The organism is Fodinibius sp. GM108 (genome assembly GCF_058386985.1).
In genome coordinates, this window is the sequence record NZ_JBYEIR010000004.1 from 127,470 (window position 1) to 144,965 (window position 17,496).

Annotated in this window: 15 protein-coding genes; 3 read left to right on the forward strand and 12 right to left on the reverse strand. The window is 42.5% G+C overall.

All coding sequences use genetic code 11. The features are described from left to right. Nucleotides 1–117: 117 nt before the first annotated feature. Together ACT3ID_RS08510 and ACT3ID_RS08515 are read right to left on the reverse strand one after the other, a co-directional pair. Nucleotides 118–2,715: a M14 family metallopeptidase gene (locus ACT3ID_RS08510; protein ID WP_491541590.1), complete on the reverse strand. Its 2,598-nt coding sequence runs from the start codon at nt 2,713–2,715 to the stop codon at nt 118–120. A 49-nt stretch (nt 2,716–2,764) separates the two neighbouring features. After that, the gene (locus ACT3ID_RS08515; protein WP_491541591.1) at nt 2,765–4,024 is read right to left on the reverse strand and encodes an amidohydrolase family protein; all 1,260 of its coding nucleotides are present in this window, start codon (nt 4,022–4,024) and stop codon (nt 2,765–2,767) included. 181 nt (nt 4,025–4,205) lie between these two features. Between ACT3ID_RS08515 and ACT3ID_RS08520 the strand changes: the two genes are divergently transcribed. Then, nucleotides 4,206–5,432 (forward strand): FtsX-like permease family protein, encoded by a 1,227-nt coding sequence (locus tag ACT3ID_RS08520; RefSeq protein ID WP_491541592.1) that lies wholly within the window; start codon nt 4,206–4,208, stop codon nt 5,430–5,432. 141 nt (nt 5,433–5,573) lie between these two features. Here the strand turns inward: ACT3ID_RS08520 and ACT3ID_RS08525 are convergent, their stop codons facing one another. The 7 genes from ACT3ID_RS08525 to rpmB form a co-directional block, all read right to left on the reverse strand. Then, the gene (locus tag ACT3ID_RS08525; RefSeq protein WP_491541593.1) at nt 5,574–6,026 is read right to left on the reverse strand and encodes a MarR family winged helix-turn-helix transcriptional regulator; all 453 of its coding nucleotides are present in this window, start codon (nt 6,024–6,026) and stop codon (nt 5,574–5,576) included. A gap of 202 nt (nt 6,027–6,228) precedes the next feature. Beyond that, nucleotides 6,229–7,443 (reverse strand): tyrosine--tRNA ligase, encoded by a 1,215-nt coding sequence (tyrS, locus tag ACT3ID_RS08530; RefSeq protein WP_491541594.1) that lies wholly within the window; start codon nt 7,441–7,443, stop codon nt 6,229–6,231. 7 nt (nt 7,444–7,450) lie between these two features. Continuing rightward, on the reverse strand, nt 7,451–8,020 hold the full coding sequence (locus ACT3ID_RS08535) for a CvpA family protein (RefSeq protein ID WP_491541595.1): 570 nt from the start codon (nt 8,018–8,020) through the stop codon (nt 7,451–7,453). A 13-nt stretch (nt 8,021–8,033) separates the two neighbouring features. Then, nucleotides 8,034–8,489 carry a GatB/YqeY domain-containing protein gene (locus ACT3ID_RS08540; protein WP_491541596.1) on the reverse strand — a complete coding sequence of 152 codons (456 nt, stop codon included), beginning with the start codon at nt 8,487–8,489 and terminating at the stop codon, nt 8,034–8,036. Nucleotides 8,490–8,605: 116 nt separating this feature from the next. Continuing rightward, nucleotides 8,606–8,779 (reverse strand): DUF4295 family protein, encoded by a 174-nt coding sequence (locus tag ACT3ID_RS08545; RefSeq protein ID WP_491541597.1) that lies wholly within the window; start codon nt 8,777–8,779, stop codon nt 8,606–8,608. Between the two features lie 15 nt (nt 8,780–8,794). Next, the gene (gene rpmG, locus ACT3ID_RS08550; RefSeq protein ID WP_491541598.1) at nt 8,795–8,959 is read right to left on the reverse strand and encodes a 50S ribosomal protein L33; all 165 of its coding nucleotides are present in this window, start codon (nt 8,957–8,959) and stop codon (nt 8,795–8,797) included. Nucleotides 8,960–9,040: 81 nt separating this feature from the next. Then, nucleotides 9,041–9,286 (reverse strand): 50S ribosomal protein L28, encoded by a 246-nt coding sequence (gene rpmB / locus ACT3ID_RS08555; protein WP_491541599.1) that lies wholly within the window; start codon nt 9,284–9,286, stop codon nt 9,041–9,043. A gap of 289 nt (nt 9,287–9,575) precedes the next feature. On the opposite strand from rpmB, the gene gyrB reads away from it, so the two are divergent. After that, on the forward strand, nt 9,576–11,507 hold the full coding sequence (gene gyrB, locus ACT3ID_RS08560; RefSeq protein WP_491541600.1) for a DNA topoisomerase (ATP-hydrolyzing) subunit B: 1,932 nt from the start codon (nt 9,576–9,578) through the stop codon (nt 11,505–11,507). Between the two features lie 117 nt (nt 11,508–11,624). Continuing rightward, nucleotides 11,625–14,081 carry a DNA gyrase subunit A gene (gene gyrA, locus ACT3ID_RS08565; RefSeq protein ID WP_491541601.1) on the forward strand — a complete coding sequence of 819 codons (2,457 nt, stop codon included), beginning with the start codon at nt 11,625–11,627 and terminating at the stop codon, nt 14,079–14,081. A 266-nt stretch (nt 14,082–14,347) separates the two neighbouring features. Here gyrA and ACT3ID_RS08570 read toward each other — a convergent pair whose 3' ends face one another. From ACT3ID_RS08570 to ACT3ID_RS08580, 3 genes are all read right to left on the reverse strand, one after another. After that, nucleotides 14,348–15,136, reverse strand: coding sequence for a hypothetical protein (locus tag ACT3ID_RS08570; RefSeq protein ID WP_491541602.1), 789 nt, complete (start codon nt 15,134–15,136; stop codon nt 14,348–14,350). Nucleotides 15,137–15,264: 128 nt separating this feature from the next. Next, nucleotides 15,265–16,212, reverse strand: coding sequence for an L-lactate dehydrogenase (locus ACT3ID_RS08575; protein ID WP_491541603.1), 948 nt, complete (start codon nt 16,210–16,212; stop codon nt 15,265–15,267). 15 nt (nt 16,213–16,227) lie between these two features. Further along, nucleotides 16,228–17,181, reverse strand: a complete 954-nt coding sequence (locus ACT3ID_RS08580) for a helix-turn-helix transcriptional regulator (RefSeq protein ID WP_491541604.1) — start codon at nt 17,179–17,181, stop codon at nt 16,228–16,230. Nucleotides 17,182–17,496: the final 315 nt, after the last annotated feature.

Genomic DNA, 17,496 nt, shown 5'->3' on the forward strand with positions numbered 1-17,496 from the left:
TGGGATAAAACCGTTTGAGGTATTATAAATATGCTTAAACAAAATATAACAACAACAGTGTGAATTCTGTTTTTCAAAGTCATAGTGAGGTAATCTTAGGATATGGTTTCAGAGTCATTAAAGCGCTGGACCAAAGAGCAGGCTGTTTAAAAATATCAGATTTGTACCGTACCAATAACCGCGATAATTGATTGGCTCGGCCAGATATATAACACGACCTTGTCCTACAGGATGATCTACTACATAGGGTTTCCCGGCAATCTTTTCCTTATCGTCTTCGACCATAAAGCCGTCCAAAAGGATGCCTTGGGTTTCCTCCGAATAATGGGCCAAAATTTCTGCATCGGAATCTTCCCTAACATCATAAAGCAGGACGTTTGATCCCCGGGCCGCAAATTCTTTGTCAAAGCCCACCGATAGCAGTGGACGATCTACGTTAATATCAGGTTCCCAGGCCATCCATTCTCCGGGAGGAGGAGAATCATAGGTGATCCATTCTGCTTTTAGTATGGTGCCGAAGGTTTGATCCGCACGTTCATTAAAGGTGATATTTGTTCCTAGCAAAGAATCTTTTGAAAGGGCTAAGCCTGCATTTTTTGCAGCTATCACGGTACCGCCATTCTGGACATAGTCTCTAATATTATTCAGATCCAGTGACTCTTCATACCGGTCTCCGTCGGGTAACACGATAGCTGTATATTTCGACAGATCGCCATTTTCAAGAATGCCTTTTCTAACCGAGCTGAAGGTGAAGTTGAAATCAACTTCAAGGGTAGTGCGAATACCCGCGTATATGTCCCCAAAATCGGCGGGGTCGTCGGCAAGTACTGCCACCAATGGATTAGGGATATGCTCAACAAGTTCTACATTTCCGAAATCAACTCCGGCATTATTAACAGGGCTGTCAACTTCAACTAATTGAGCTCCGAATTTTTCAGCTAAATCATTGATCTTATCGTTTAGTCCAGATCTGTTTCTTTTTGAGATGACAGCAAAAGACCCTTTGTCATATTTTGTACCGTCGTTTACAAAAGGTCCTTTGAAAACGCGTACTTTATAATCATCCTGCATAAGATTGACGGCCACTTTATAGCTGGACTCTTTACCAGCGGGTAAGATATACCCGTACGGGTTCGCTGTTTCAGATTCTACTATGGTGCTCTTCACATCAATGGATTCATAATCCTCATGTTGTATTGTAGGAATATCCTGATCGATAGTATACGCGTTGACGCCAAAAAGCAGAGGTAGATTTTGGACCTGGGAATCATAAAAGGGTGATTCTCTCTGATTACGGGGATCTACCTGCGGAACAGGCGTTTGCTGTGTCGGATCCAATATAGAGCGGGCAAGTCTGCTGTAGGGCTGAACAAAATCTATATAGTAAGTATCGGTCGGGAACTCCCGTTCTGATTTTGAATTAAGATCCAGAAATGGACGGCCTTCCACAGTAAATGGTTCGCTCGCTTTCTTAATTTCAATTCCCTGTAAATCCAGCCGATCAAGCAGGCGTTTTAATTTCGTTTGATCCACATTTGTTTCTTCAGCGGGAATAACGGCCCCTTGTACATTTGCTTCCCTGGCTTCTTCCGCACTGTTTACCGATAAGTTATACGCATCTTTTAGAAGCTCCTGTTTATTTTCGCTGAGGTTCTTCATTACGGCACGAGTGCCGATGATATGTCTTTCTATCCCTCCTTTTATGGTTGCTAATGATCCATCCGCACGGCGTACATCAGGTACTCCACCGATACTTTCAAACATCTGTCCGCTGATAGAAGGACCCAGAAGTCCCCAGGTAATTCCGTGACCTAAATACGTAATACCTGCATAGTGCATACCACTGGACATGCTAAATCCCTTTTCACCGAATTCTTTCTGAGCAATATCAAGGGATCGATTCGCCCACTTTCGATTACTCTCGGGCCACATCGGATGATCTGGCGGTCCTGTTGGAGTCATAAAGAAAACAGAAGGACAACAATGGAGATCGAGCATGGTTTGTGGTTGCCAATCGACAGAAAGTTCGGCCATAGCTCGTGTTTCAGGAGTTACGAACCATGTAAAATCACGGTTGATATCGATACCCCAAACATTGCCGTCACTTTGCAGGCCCCATGGAGTCCGGTTTTGTTTCGAATTTGGATCAACGGACGAACCCGGCACGTTATAGATTTCAAGCCATTCTACTGTTTTAGCATGAGCGTCGGGATTCGGCATGGGAGACATAATTACTAACAGCTCGTCTCGCATCTTTTGGGTTTCTGCATCTTCTTTGGTAGCAAGATCGTAGGCAATCTGCATAGAAGCCTCAATACCGGGAAACTCATTGGCAGCGTCCAATACATAGATATAAAGTATGGACGGCGTCTCTGAAGAAAGTTGTTCTACTTCAGCATCGGGCAGAGGATCGGTACGTTTAGTCAGTTTTTTTACTTGCTGTTTGATATCTTCTTTGTTGGCTAGATTTTGTTCACTGCTTACGAACAGAAGCGGAAAATCTCTTCCTAAAACACTCTGCCCATATGTACTATACTCTACTCTCTGGGATTCACTGCCCAAGTGCTTGTAATATTCTTCCAGCTGTTGCGTAAGGGTGAATTTGCTTCCGAGTTCGTATCCCAAGAATTCAGAAGGAGAAGTTTGTCCCCGGGCAATATCGGATGTAAATATTAGTGCTAATGCGATGATTGCAATGGTACGGTATAACTTCATAAGAATTCCCGAAGTTTTGTATTAATGATTGGTTATAAAGTATCAGGAGCTAATCTGTTATCCCAAAAGGAAGACGATTGCGGACAATATTTCCGTTGGAAATTATCACAATTACATCCTGCAAAGACTGGATATCTTCTAATGGATTTCTTTCGATAACTACAAGGTCAGCATCGTATCCTTCAGCAATCCGGCCGGTATGATCGTCTACTTCTAAAAGTTTTGCTGCTAGTGAGGTACATGAGCGAATAGCATCCATATTAGACATTCCCACATCTACAAAATTGGCCGCTTCCATAGAGACCCGATTAATGCTTTCAGGCCCATATCCGGAGTCGGTGCTTGCAACAATATTGATGTCATGGTTCAGGGCCATTTTTATGGTTTTTTCCATGCGGGGCAGCATATGTAGGCCGCGAATGGTTGTAACGGGATGATCATAATCACCACTAGGCTCGGTCAAATCTTTAACAGTTGTATAAGTCGGCACAAGATAAGTGCCTTGTTTTTTCATCAGTTTTATTGCTTGTTCACTCAAATAGGTGCCGTGCTCAATGCTTTTTACTCCAGCTCTAACTGCAGCCAAAGAGCCTTCTGCCCCATGGGAATGAGCCATAACCGGAATATCTGCTTTTGTTGCTTCGTCAACGATAATGCGCAGCTGCTCTTCGGCGTATACCTGCTTGCGTGGATCTGTTTCAGGAACGCCCGCCCGTTCTGTTGCCCTTGTTTTTATGACTTGTGATCCGCGGTCAATATTAACTTGCACGAGCTTGCGCAGACTTTCTTCTGATGTTACCCCATCATAAAGTGCCGAAAAACGATTGTCAGCAAGTAAATCTTCACCCAGCTCCGGTTGAACAAAAGTTCCTGCCGCCACTACTTCTGGTCCCGGTAACTTGCCTTCTTTAACTAGGTTGTTAATGGCCACGTCGCGATACGAGTCAGAGCCAGCTGTCCGCAGGGTTGTAACTCCGGACTTAAGAGCTCTTTTAGCAGTTTCCATACTGGAAATATGGGTATGTGCGTCGATATAACCCGGCAGGACATACCGACCTGCAATATTGATGACAGAGTCGGCCTCAGGGGATCTCGTTGCATTCGGTTGCACTTCTGTGATTTTTCCGTCTTCAATTATCAGGTTGGCATTTTCAATTTTTTGTCTGTCAACACCATCTATTAATGTCGCATTGATTAATGCTATTCGCTGAGGATGTTCCTGAGCAGAAACAGAGTGGGAAGAAAAGAATATGAAAATAAACAGCACCAGCGCCATCAGCTTTGGTGAAAAGAGTTGATACCTAGGCATTTTAACCCCATTTAATTGAATTTATTAATAATAAAGCCAAAAAAAGAATCAAACATTAATTAGCAATGTAAAAAAATATGTAGGCTGGGCTATGAAATCTGCAAAGAATCCGTAGGTGCAAGTATCCAATAAACCATCAGTGATCATGGATAACCTATATTAATTTCCTATCTTTTGATTTATGAAAACAAATGGCTTTATAGCACGGCGCTACCTTTTTTCGAGAAAGCATATATCTCTTATTTCGACGCTCACCATCATTAGTATTATTGGTGTTACCATTGGTACGGCATTGCTTATAGTGGTGCTATCGGTGTTCAATGGTTTTTTTGATGTGATTCAGGGGTTTCTGCTTCAGAACGATCCCGATATTCGGATAGAATCGGCAGCCTCAAGCTCCTTTTTATATACGGGTGATATGAAAGAAAAACTGTCGGGGATCCCCGAAATTACAGCCACTGCTTCGTACGTAGAAGAGAAAGCGTTATTGGCCCATCGCAATGGTCAACAAAAAGTTGTAGAGGTCAGGGGTATTGATCCCGCGGAATATTTTACGGTAAATGATTTAAGCCAGAATGTAACTTCGGGTAATGTTGATCTAGAGGTAAAAGATAAAAGACCCGGTATGATGGTAAATGAAAAGCTGATGGCGGAATTAGACCTCAAGGTTGGAGATGAAGTCGCTTTGTTAAGTGCTGCGGGAATGCGTAAATCCTTAACCCAATTTTCTCTGCCTCGTTCTTACCGTTTTCAAATTAGAGGGGCTTACTCGCGACTTGAAATCACCGAAGGTCCGGCTGTCTTTATCGATAAGATGGCCGCCCAGCGCCTGTTCGAGATGAGAGGTGCTGTTTCAGGAATCGATCTGCGTTTAACGGATACCGATGAATCGGAATCTGTGAAAGAGATGCTGCAGTCAAGACTGGGGCCAGATTATACATTTTCTACCTGGTATGATCTACAGCGTCCGCTGTATGATATTATGTATCTTGAGAAATGGAGTTCGTACGTCATCTTAATGATTATAGTATTGGTAGCAGTATTGAATATCATCGGATCCCTAACTATGATCGTCATTCAAAAGAATCGTGATATTGGCGTATTGCTTACCATGGGGTTTACTCCATCGGATATCAAAAATATTTTTGTGCGGCAAGGATTATATATCGGGCTGATCGGCTGCCTTATTGGCGGGGGAATGGGGCTACTATTGAGCTGGCTGCAAAAACAATACGGACTTATAAAACTCTCTTCGGCTTTTATTATTGATGCCTATCCGGTTAGTATTAACTACCTGGATGTGAGTATTGTCTTAGCTGGTAGTTTGGTTTTATGTCTGTTGGCCAGCTGGTATCCTGCGCGAAGAGCATCGCAAGTTGAACCTGCAGAGGCGATACGTTACGATTAGAGGGATTTTCTGCAACAGACCCTAAAACTTTGGGTTATCAGGTCAAGAAAGGAGGGAATGAGCGTTCAAACTCATTCCCAAGGGATATATGGAGTCACATTTAGGGAGTGATTCTAATATATTAACTGTCTGGTCAGTTAATTATTGTGTTCCCTGTAAACCTAATTTTTTGCATATGGATGAAAGCTGTTCCAGTTCATCATCAGATAGTACATTAAATTCTTCTTTAATACGTTCCAGGTGTTCTGGGAAGTAGGATGAGATAAACTTTTCGCCTTCATCGGTCAGGTGAATGAGCATTGAGCGGCGATCGCTGGGGTCTTGCTGTCGTTCTACCCAGCCGCTTTTTTCCAGATTATCAATGACTAAAGTAATATTCCCCCCGCTTTTGAGCAGCTTTTTGCCCAGCGCTTTTTGATTCAATGGGCCCAGATGATGAAGTGCTTCAAGTACACCAAATTGGGTAACGGTCAAATCAGCTTCTGCATGGTGCTTGTTAAGCCTGTTGTTAAGTGAGTCTGTGGCCCGCATCAGCTTGATGAAAGCATTTAGAACTTTCTGCTCTTTTTCACTGCCTTCGTAATGGGTTCCCATATCAGGAGATAATTATATTCACAGGATTGTTCATATCAAATATACAATTTGTATAAAGCAATCCATTATAGCTGTGTTTTACAGACTATGCAGACTTTTAACTGATATAACCCGACATGCTTTATGAAAAGAATATGTGAGGAATAAGTGATACGTAACGCGTGATAAGTTCACCTGTTTTTCACGTATTACGAATTATACTCTACTTGCTTTTAACAATGGCATAATTTCGCTTGCCAACCTTAAGTGTAAACTCAGTATCCTCCTTAAACATCACGCTGTATCCTTTGTCCGAAATTTTTTCATCATCAATAGAGATGCCACCTTGCTTGATCAGGCGCTTTGTTTGACCATTGCTGGAGGTAAATCCCGCATCGGAAACAATATCCAGCAAACGAACTTCGGTACCGGCATCATACTCCAGGGTGAGAGCATCATCGGGAACTTCGTTGCCAACTATCGTTTTTTCGAAATGTTTGCGTGCGGCTTTAGCCTTCTCTTCTCCGTGATACATGCGTGTGATTACCAGAGCAAGTTCATGCTTGGTATTCCGGGGGTCTTCTTCGGCTTTTTTCTTGTATTTGGGCAGGTCATCCACATCGATATCAGAAAGTAGCTCAAACCAAGAGTAGATCAAATCATCAGGAATAGAAAGAACTTTGCCGTACATATCATTGGCATCTTCTGTAATACCGATGTAGTTATCGTAGGATTTTGACATCTTCTTTGTGCCATCGGTACCGACCAGTAGCGGCATCATGAGAGCAATTTGAGGATCCTGACCAGCATCTTTCTGAAGCTCACGTCCAACAAGCAGATTAAATTTCTGATCGGTACCGCCTAGTTCTACGTCCGATTGCAGATGCACGGAATCCTGTCCCTGTGCCAGGGGATATAAAAATTCATGGAGTGAGATAGGCTCATTATTTTCGTAGCGCTTCGAGAAGTCATCCCGTTCGATCATACGAGCAACCGTCAGCTTTGATGTGAGCTTAATAACATCCTCAAAATTCATATTGCCCAGCCACTCGGAATTATAGACAATGGTTGTTTTGGCTTCATCCAGAATTTTTGTGGCCTGGTCAAGATATGTTTTTGCATTTTCCTCGATCTCTTCGCGCGATAAAGCGGGTCGCGTTTCGTTTTGGCCGGTCGGGTCGCCGATAAGAGCGGTAAAATCCCCAATAATGAGAATGGCTTCATGGCCTAAATCCTGAAACTGACGCAGCTTGCGCAGAATAACTGAATGGCCGAGGTGTAGATCGGGACGCGTAGGATCACATCCCAGCTTCACTTTTAGCGGCTTATCTTCTTCTTTCGATTTCTTGAGCTTTTCAATGAGCTCCTCTTCGGGCACAATTTCAACAGTGCCTCGTTTAATAACTTCAAGTTGCTCTTCTACAGGTGAAAACGCCATAATATATCTAGGGATTACTGTTTTTTTCTGAAAACGGAAAGTTTTCTATTGGATTATAGTTTTCGAGAGTTTTTTTGATGGTAGCCGTGAAATCTTCGGCTCCGGGATAAATAGAGGCTACAGCATCATACGCCCAGGGGGCGACATAAACTATATAAGGATAAGTCGCAGAATCTTGCCGGGTTTCTTCTGATGGGATGTTAAATCCAGCAAGAATCAACAGGATTGCACTAATTACAATACCACTTTTTATAAACCCGAAAGCAGCCCCGGAAAGCCTGTTAATAAAATTCAATTTGATGGTTTCCAGGAATTTCCGGCTTACATATGCCACCAGATGTACAACAACCAGTGTGCTGATAAAGATGATCAGCGCCGATACAAATGGGACAACAGAAGATTTCGGCTCAAAGAAGGGGCTGATGAACTCACCAACCGGTTCCATATATTGGAAGGTCAAAAAGACGGCAAGGATAATTCCAACAACACTTAAGACTTCCTTGATTAATCCATTTACAAAGCCGCGATAGCAGAAATATGCAATCGGCAGCACTATCAGGAAGTCCAGAATATTCATAGAATGTTAGGGATCAAGAAAGTTCCTCTTTAACAACCTTACTGACTACTGATCCTTCGGCTTTGCCTTTAAGTTCCTGCATCAATGCACCCATAACTTGTCCCATATCAGACATATCTTCTGCACCGAGTTCATCTATTTTGTCACGGGCAATGTCACGCACCTCATCTTCTGAAAGCATTTCGGGAAGATACGACTCGATGATCTCCAGCTCATCTTTTTCGGACTCTGCCAGGTCGCTTCTATCGCCTTTTTCAAACTGTTCGATAGATTCTTTTCGCTGTTTGGCCGCTTTCATCAGCACTTCGATCGTTTGCTCGTCAGAAAGAGATGCCTCACCTTGTTTGCGTTCGCTTATTTCACGCTCCAGTAGTTTTGATTTCAAAGAGCGCAACACACGCAGTCGGTCTTGGTCTTTATTTTTCATGGCCTGTTTGAGGTCGGCCATGATCTGGTCTTTGATCGGCATAAACAGAAAATTATATAGTTAGTAGTTAATAAAGATCGGCTGGAAATATCCTCATAAAAAAAGGTTCCATCCGCCGAAGCGAATGCAACCTTTTTCCGGCAAGCAAAGATAAGGTGCTAGTCTTCTTTATTTTCTTTGATAAAATCCCGCACGTTATCTTCGTCGATGATGGCTTCTTTGTAGGCGTATTTGTCATTGGCCGTTTTTTGAGCCACAATCACCTTTGCCATGCGCCGGTCAGAGGCTTTTTCTTCCAGTGCTTCGGTTCCGAATGTTTGCTTCTTAGCCATAATTCTAAAGTATTACTATTTAACTTCTTTGTGAACGGTATGCTTGCGAAGTACCGGATTGTATTTCTTCAGTTCTAACCGGTCGGGTGAATTTCGCCGATTTTTGGTGGTATGATATCGAGAAGTCCCCGGTGCTTCGGTGCATTCCAAAATTACTTGTATTCTGTTTCCTTTCGCCATAATAGTTGTTTCTGGGTTATTAGTTATTTGTTATTGGGATGATTCTGTCAAATAACCAATAACAGTTAACCGATAACTAATTTATACGTCTTTTATGAGAGTTCCTTTTTCGCGGGCCTCTTTCAATACAGCGTGAATTCCCTTCTTGTTAATTGTACGAAGCGTCTTTGCTGAAACCTTTAATGTAACCCATCGATCTTCTTCAGGGATGTAGAACTTTTTCTTTTGAAGGTTTTGCTGAAACTTATGCTTCGTCTTATTATTGGCATTAGAGGAACGATATCCGTTTTGAGCCCCCTTGCCTGTAATGTCATCTTTGCGTGCCATTGTAGAACAATCTCATTAATTTTTTGCTTTTCTCAGATAGACGGGAAAAATAGGCTTATTCCTAAAAAAGATCAATGTTTCTTTTAGAGAAAATTTTTTTACATATTAAGCATGGTTCTGGGGGAACAATAATCAACACAGGCGCTAGTGGTTCTGTTATATAAATTAGTTTTACGAGCATATCTCTGCATTCGGCAACTAATATCATCGCTTTCTTTGATTTTGCCGATTTATGCCCTATTTTCAGGCGTCTTCATCACTATTTTCAACCCCATTCATATCTAAATTTATGGCGAAAGCGAAAGGATCGGATTACAAGGCAGAAAATATACAGGTATTAGAAGGGCTGGAAGCTGTTCGTAAACGTCCGGCGATGTATATCGGAGACACCGGGCAGCGCGGGCTTCATCACCTTATAAATGAGGTGGTGGACAACTCCATCGATGAAGCTATGGAGGGCCATTGCGACCAGCTTGATGTTATTATTAATGAAGATGGCTCTATTACTATTATAGATAACGGACGTGGTATTCCTGTCGATGAACATCCCAAAATTAAATTGCCTGCCGTTGAGGTTGTATTAACAAAATTGCATGCCGGCGGAAAGTTTGATAAAAACACATACAAGGTATCCGGTGGATTACACGGCGTTGGTGTGAGTTGTGTGAATGGTCTTTCATCACATTTTTATGCTGAGATTCACCGTGACGGTGAAATTTACGTGATGGAATTTGAGCATGGTAAAACCGTTCAGCCGCTCAAAGTTAAGGGCAAGACTGATAAGACAGGTACGAAGATTACTTTTACGCCCGATCCCGAGATATTTAAGCAAACAACGGAGTTCAAATATGACATAATTGCTGAGCGCATGCGGGAGCTGGCATTTTTGAATCCGCAAATTACGATTAATCTCCGTGATGAACGTGAAGAAGATGAAGAACTGGAAGAATCGTTTCATTATGAAGGAGGGGTGAAAGACTTTGTCCAGTATTTGGATGAAGATCGTGAGCCAATGATGCCCGAACCCATTCTGATTGAGGGTGAGATTGATATGATACCTGTGGAATTGGCTATACAGTATAACGGTAGCTATTCACAGAATGTCCATTCCTACGTTAATAATATTAACACGCGTGAGGGCGGTACGCATATTTCTGGGTTCCGTCGTGCACTGACGCGCTCGCTAAAAAAGTATGCTAAGGACAATAACCTTATAAAAAGTGATATTAATATTTCGGGCAGTGACTTCCGCGAAGGAATGACGGCTGTACTGAGTGTAAAGGTACCGGAGCCTCAGTTTGAGGGACAAACCAAAACAAAACTGGGTAACTCTGAAGTACAGAGTGCCGTTGAGGTTATCGTCTATGAACAATTGAACGAGTATCTTGAACGGAATCCCAAAGTCGCTAAAAAGATATTAGAAAAAGTAATACTGGCTGCCGAAGCACGTGAGGCTGCTAAAAAAGCGCGCAAGCTCATCCAGCGTAAGAGTGCAATGAGTGGTGGTGGACTGCCTGGTAAACTGGCCGATTGTTCCATCAAAGATCCTAAACAAAGTGAGATTTATCTGGTAGAGGGTGACTCTGCGGGAGGATCCGCAAAAATGGGACGTAATCGAAGTTTTCAGGCCATACTTCCCCTGCGCGGTAAGATTCTGAATACCGAAAAGGCTAAAATAAATCGTATCCTGGAAAACAATGAGATCCAGGCGATGATTACAGCTCTGGGCGCCGGGGTAGGACATTCCGAAGAGGACTTTGACCTCGAAGAACTGCGGTATCACAAGATCATTATCATGACTGATGCCGATGTGGATGGATCACATATTCGGACATTGCTGCTCACTTTCTTTTATCGATACATGAAGCCTCTGATCGAAAATGGTCATGTGTATATTGCTACTCCGCCGCTGTACAGAATTACCGACAGTCAAGGCAATATTGAATATGCGTGGGATGAAGAAACGCGCGAAAAGCTTGTGAAAAAGCACAGAAAATCCCGCTATAAATTTGATGTATCTCGTTATAAGGGACTCGGTGAGATGAATCCCGAGCAGCTCTGGGAGACCACGATGGATCCGGAAACCCGAACGCTGCAAAAAGTAACGGTAGATAATGCTGCTGCAGCGGATAAGCTTTTCTCAAGGTTGATGGGATCTGATGTGCAGCCCCGGCGCGAGTTTATCGAACGCAATGCCAAGTATGCTACACTAGATATTTAATATGTGCTAAAGTGTTCGAGTGTTAAAGTATTAACGCCTTTAACATATCCGCATTTTAACTCTTAATGCCACCAAAATAATTTTATAGCTACTAACTTTTAACACTGCTAAATATCCATGGCTAGAGATAAAATTGTACCTATTGCGATAGAAGATGAGATGCAGTCGGCCTATATCGACTATTCGATGTCGGTGATTGTGTCTCGTGCCCTCCCCGATGTGCGGGATGGTTTAAAGCCGGTTCACCGACGTATTTTATACGGCATGAGTGAGCTGGGTATGTTACATAACAGAAATTATAAAAAGAGTGCCCGTATTGTGGGTGAGGTACTGGGGAAGTATCACCCGCACGGCGACTCTGCCGTTTATGATTCAATCGTGCGAATGGTGCAGGATTTTTCGTTGCGCTATCCGCTTGTAGACGGTCAGGGTAACTTCGGATCGATTGACGGCGACTCTGCAGCGGCCATGCGTTATACTGAAGTCCGCATGGAACGCATTGCCGAGGAGATGTTGACCGATATTAACAAAGAGACGGTTGACTTCCAGGACAACTTTGACGATACGCTTCAGGAGCCGACAGTGCTTCCCGGTATGCTACCGAATCTGATTCTTAATGGAGCCTCGGGAATTGCTGTGGGGATGGCCACAAACATGGCCCCTCATAACCTGGATGAAACGATAGACGGAATTATTGCCTATCTCGAGAATCCGGATATTGAAACTGAAGAGCTGATGGAGCATATACCGGCTCCGGATTTTCCGACAGGCGGAATTATTTATGGCTATGACGGAGTAAAAGAAGCTTACGAAACAGGACGTGGAAAAATTACGCTCCGTGCACGATGCACAACTGAAGAGCTGCGTCGCAACCGCGAGCAGATTGTTATTACTGAGATACCGTACCAGGTTAATAAAACTACGCTGATCGAGAAGATCGCGCGGCTGGTACAGAACGAGAAGATCGAAGATATTACTGAGATTCGCGATGAGTCGGATCGCGATGGAATGCGTATTGTGGTGATTTGCAAACAGAACGCGAATACCGGTATTGTTCTGAATCAGCTGTACAAGTATACACAGATGCAGACTACATTCGGTGTTATCAGTCTTGCCCTGGTGAATGGACGTCCGAAAGTGATGTCGCTCAAAGAGCTGATTTATCACTATGTGGAGCATCGTATTGAGATCATCATTCGCCGTACGCTCTATGATCTAGATCAGGCCGAATCACGTGCACACATTCTCGAGGGATTAAAAATTGCCCTTGACGATCTGGATGAAGTTATTAAAACGATTCGCGCTTCTGATAGTCCCAGTGAAGCAAATGAAGCACTCCGTAAGAAATTTGCATTGACTGATATCCAGGCTAAAGCGATTCTGGATATGCGTCTGCAAAAGTTAACAGGCCTTGAGAGAGATAAAATTGAGCTTGAGTACAACGATATCGCGGAGAAAATTGCGGATTTCAGAGAGATACTCTGGAATCGCGATCGCCAGAAGGATATTATCAAAGAAGAGCTTCTGGATATAAAAGATCGCTACGGCGATCCGCGGCGTACACAGATTGTGCATTCGGCCGAGGATTTCAATGTTGAAGATATGATTGCCGATGAGGATGTGGTTGTTACCATATCCAACAAGGGATTTATCAAACGGATGCCTGTCAGTGGCTATCGTCGACAAAAACGTGGCGGTAAAGGAATGAAGGGAACAACCACGAAAGATGATGAATACGTAGAGCATCTGTTTGTGGCTACCAACCATAATTACATCCTTTTCTTCACCGAAAAGGGACAGTGCTACTGGTTGAAGGTATATGAAATTCCCGAGACTTCCCGGACGGCACGTGGACGTGCGATTGTCAATTTGATTGATATTGATAAGGATGATTCCATTAAAACATTCGTACCGGTGAAGACACTGGATGATGAGGAGTATATCAATGACAATTATATCATGATGGCGACCAAAAACGGCAAGGTCAAGAAAACGACCCTTGAAGCTTATAGTCGTCCACGTCGCGACGGTATTATCGCGATTAATATTGCCGATGATGATTCATTGCTTGAAGCCGCACTCACAAATGGCGAAAGTAATGTGATACTGGCCAATCGAAAAGGCCGCGCTATTCGATTCCATGAAGAAGAGGTTCGTGACATGGGCCGAAACACATCAGGTGTAAAAGGCATGGATCTGGGCGATGATAACGAGCTTGTAGATATGGTAGTCCTCAAAAATACGCATGAGGCTACTGTTCTGGCCATCTCTGAGAACGGCTACGGTAAACGCTCAAAAGTTGAAGACTATCGCGAGCAAAGCCGTGGCGGTAAAGGTGTTATCACCCTGAAAGTCACCAAGAAGACCGGAGATCTGATTGCCCTTAAAGAGGTCTCGGATATTGATGACCTGATGGTTATTACCGAAGGCGGCAAGGTAATCCGAATGAATTGTGGTGATATCCGAACGATGGGCCGCAACACTCAGGGCGTGCGTATTATGCGTCTTGATACGGAAGGACAGATTGCCGCTGTTACACGGGTCGTTAACGAAGAAGAGGATCAAACGGTGTAACATCGTTGAGCTTTCCTAAACTTTCAAAGTTTAGGAAAGCTACGGCACTAAATTTAAACCCTGACAGAGTTAACAGCTTTAGTCAGGGTTTTTTATTTATAAGAGGACTTGTAATACCACCTATATCGTGCTGTCCCGAAAGCTTTCGGGATCAGCATTTGTAGGCAATTGTTCTTTAGAAGCTTTTAATACAATTCTAGCAATAGATCCTCATCCGCCAGCCGGCGGACAGGGTGACCCCCGGTATTGCAAGACCTCTCACAATACTAATCATCAAAACCCGGCCGCTTAAACTTATGTGCATTGGGAAACGTTTTTTCTACATCATTTCTTATCTGCTCCAGGAGTACTAACATAGACAAGAGGTCATCTTCTTTTTCTGGAAACTCTTTCAACAATCCGCCCCAGGCCGCGATTGATCGATTGATTCCTGATAAAGCTACTTTGGCTGAGCCGTTGTAATCGGTTTGAATGGAATGGATATTTTGACTGATATCATCTGCTTTGCCTTGCAATGCCCGCATTATTTTTGCAGAAATTTGATACTGATACCATTGGATAATCTCTGTAAAATCTTTGAGTGAGTCAGCCGTATCTGAAACTTTCTCTTCAGGAAGATCAAGTGATGCCAACTTTTCTAACTCCTCACTTTTATCATTAAACAAACTTTCGGAATCATTGAACCAACTAGATGCTTTTTGGGCATATAATCGTGCTTTTTGTGCTGCTGGATGCTGTTCTGTCTTCTTTCTTTTCTCTTCCTCTTTTTCAGTATCCAGATCCTTGATATCTAGTGTATCCCATTCTATATCTAATTCATTAGCTGCATCTTCCAGAAGTTGAAATGTAGTTTGGAACAGATTTTTCATCTGATTCCAAAACTCTTCATTCTTCATATCGCGGGATTCCGAATCCGGAAACTGTTTTTCTTCTGTGGCAAATAAAAAGCACTTAGAAGTATAAGGGCATCGTTCGCACCAGCGATCACAGTAGTTATAAATTCCCTCAATGAAGTTTGAGTCATTCGCCATCCTTCTGAGCTCATCTTGATCCATAAGAAGAGTTACTATATGATTAAAAATGGATACAACTTTGTAACAGCTTAAATATGAAAAATTATTTTCATCATTTCTCCACCTTGATCTAAGCAGTATGTTGATAAATAAGCGATAAGAGAATTTGTTTAGTGTAACTCAATTCCGGAGAGATTCTCTTTCAGTACATGTGCTGATTGCTCCAGTCCGGCAATTTCATCATCATTCAGATCAGGAGTAATATGATTTTTCACGCCTTCTAATCCAATTACACTCTGCAGGCTCATGCAAACATCTCGTATACCATATTCTCCATTCCAATAGACACTTACGGGAATCACGCTTTTTTCATCTTGTAGAATGCCTCTTACAATACGTGCAATGACAACCCCGATGGCGGAACTGGTAAATCCTTTACGTTCGATTATTTCATAGGCTGCATTTTTAGCTTTTAGGAATAATTGTTCAAAGGCCTCTTGGTCATACCTCTTCCCCATAATAGTGTTATGTATGAGCGGTTTTCCACCAATATTTGCCTGGCTCCAGATCGGTACTTCGGAGTCACCGTGTTCTCCCAGGATGTAAGCGTGTACCGATTGCGGATCCACATCATAATAACTGCCGAGAAGTGAACGAAATCTAGCAGTATCAAGCAATGTCCCCGTACCGATAATTCGGTGAGGCTCTCTATTACTTAGTTGTTGAGAAATAAAGGTAAGGATATCAACAGGATTTGTAGCTATAATGAGAATAGCATCGGGAGCATACTTATCAAGTTCAGAAATTATGTTATTGAAGACAGAGGCATTTCTGTTTAGCAGTTCAAGCCGAGACTCATCCGGTGATTTCTGTCCAACTCCGGCTGTAATAACAACAACCTGGGTATCCTTTAAATCTTCATACGTTCCGGCACGTACTTTTACATTTCCCACTAAAAGTTGACCATGCATTAGGTCCATGGCCTCACCCTCAGATTTTTCTTTGTTGAGATCGACCAAGATTATTTCACTGGCAATGCGCTGGTTGAAAAGAGCATAAGCGGCGGCCACTCCAACATTTCCGGCACCCACAATAGCTATGGATTTTTTCTGAATCATAATAACAAAGCATGTTTATTTATTCACATAGTTGTTCATCATTTCTTCCAACAATTGCTTCCTTTTTTCTATTAAACGATCGGGACCAATTATTTTAACATCCTTTGGAAATTGAAGCAGCCATTCGTTGATGAAATCCAAATTATCAAACAAAAATTTTATCCTAAATAAATTAGGATTATTTTCTTTTTTATTAATTATTTTAGCCGGCAGATTGGCCTGAAATCGCTTTAAAGCGGATGAAGATACATCTACTATTATTTTCTCCGAACTCTCGTCAGAACGGAAAATAAGAGCTTCTGCGTCGATTTTGCCGTACGGAGTAAAATTTTCGTCCAAAATTTGAATATCTGACATGCGATCAAGCAAAAAATTGCGGATGTCATTTCTTTTATGTGAGTGGCCGATAACATTCCAGTGATCTCGATAGAAAACGATAATATAGGGATCAATTTTTCGGCTTGTGATTTTGTCATCCGATTTTGATCGATAATCAAATTTTATCGACTGGTTTTCAGAGATTGCGTTGCTAATGACATACCAATCACCGCCCTCCATTTTTTCGGCTCCATAATTCAGGTAGGGGTCTACGACTGTCCGCTCTTCCAGCGATTCCATAAATTCACGGAGATCCTCTGGTACTACTTCCTTGATTTTTAGCTCAACGCCTTTGGCATCTTCCACCAATTTATTATCCACTTGTGATTTGACAAAATTCAGTCCCACCATAATGGTAGCCAACTCTTTGGAGGTAAACATCAGAGGTGGAATCTTGTACCCGCGCATAATTCCATAGCCGTTGTACTTGTCATAGGTTACCGGCACATTCATTTCTGATAGTGAGTTAAAGTCCCGGAAAACCGTACGACGACTCACGTTAAATTTTTCGGCAATTTTATCCACTGTAATACGACTATTCGATTGCTGAAGCATAAGGATAAGCTTCATTCTGCGCTCTGAGCTATTCATTGTTTTGTTATATTGGGTTACTAAAAAGACTCTTGAACAATAAGATAATTGAAATTTTCTAGTGTTCTAACCGGATTTTTTGTCCCAAACTTATTTGCCTTTGTTGGAGGATAAGTTCATCCTGCACTTTCTCACAGAAAATCCATCACAGGAGCTTTTTTCTATGAGTGTCGATACTGGTGGTTGGCCAGAAACTGTTTAGTAAGCTAGAGCAATAAATTTCAAACGATAAATTGATGTTGTCCTTTGTTACTGTTCGGTATACGATCAGTGCCGGACGACAATGGTGAGTGACCTGCGTGGTGAAGAACGCCC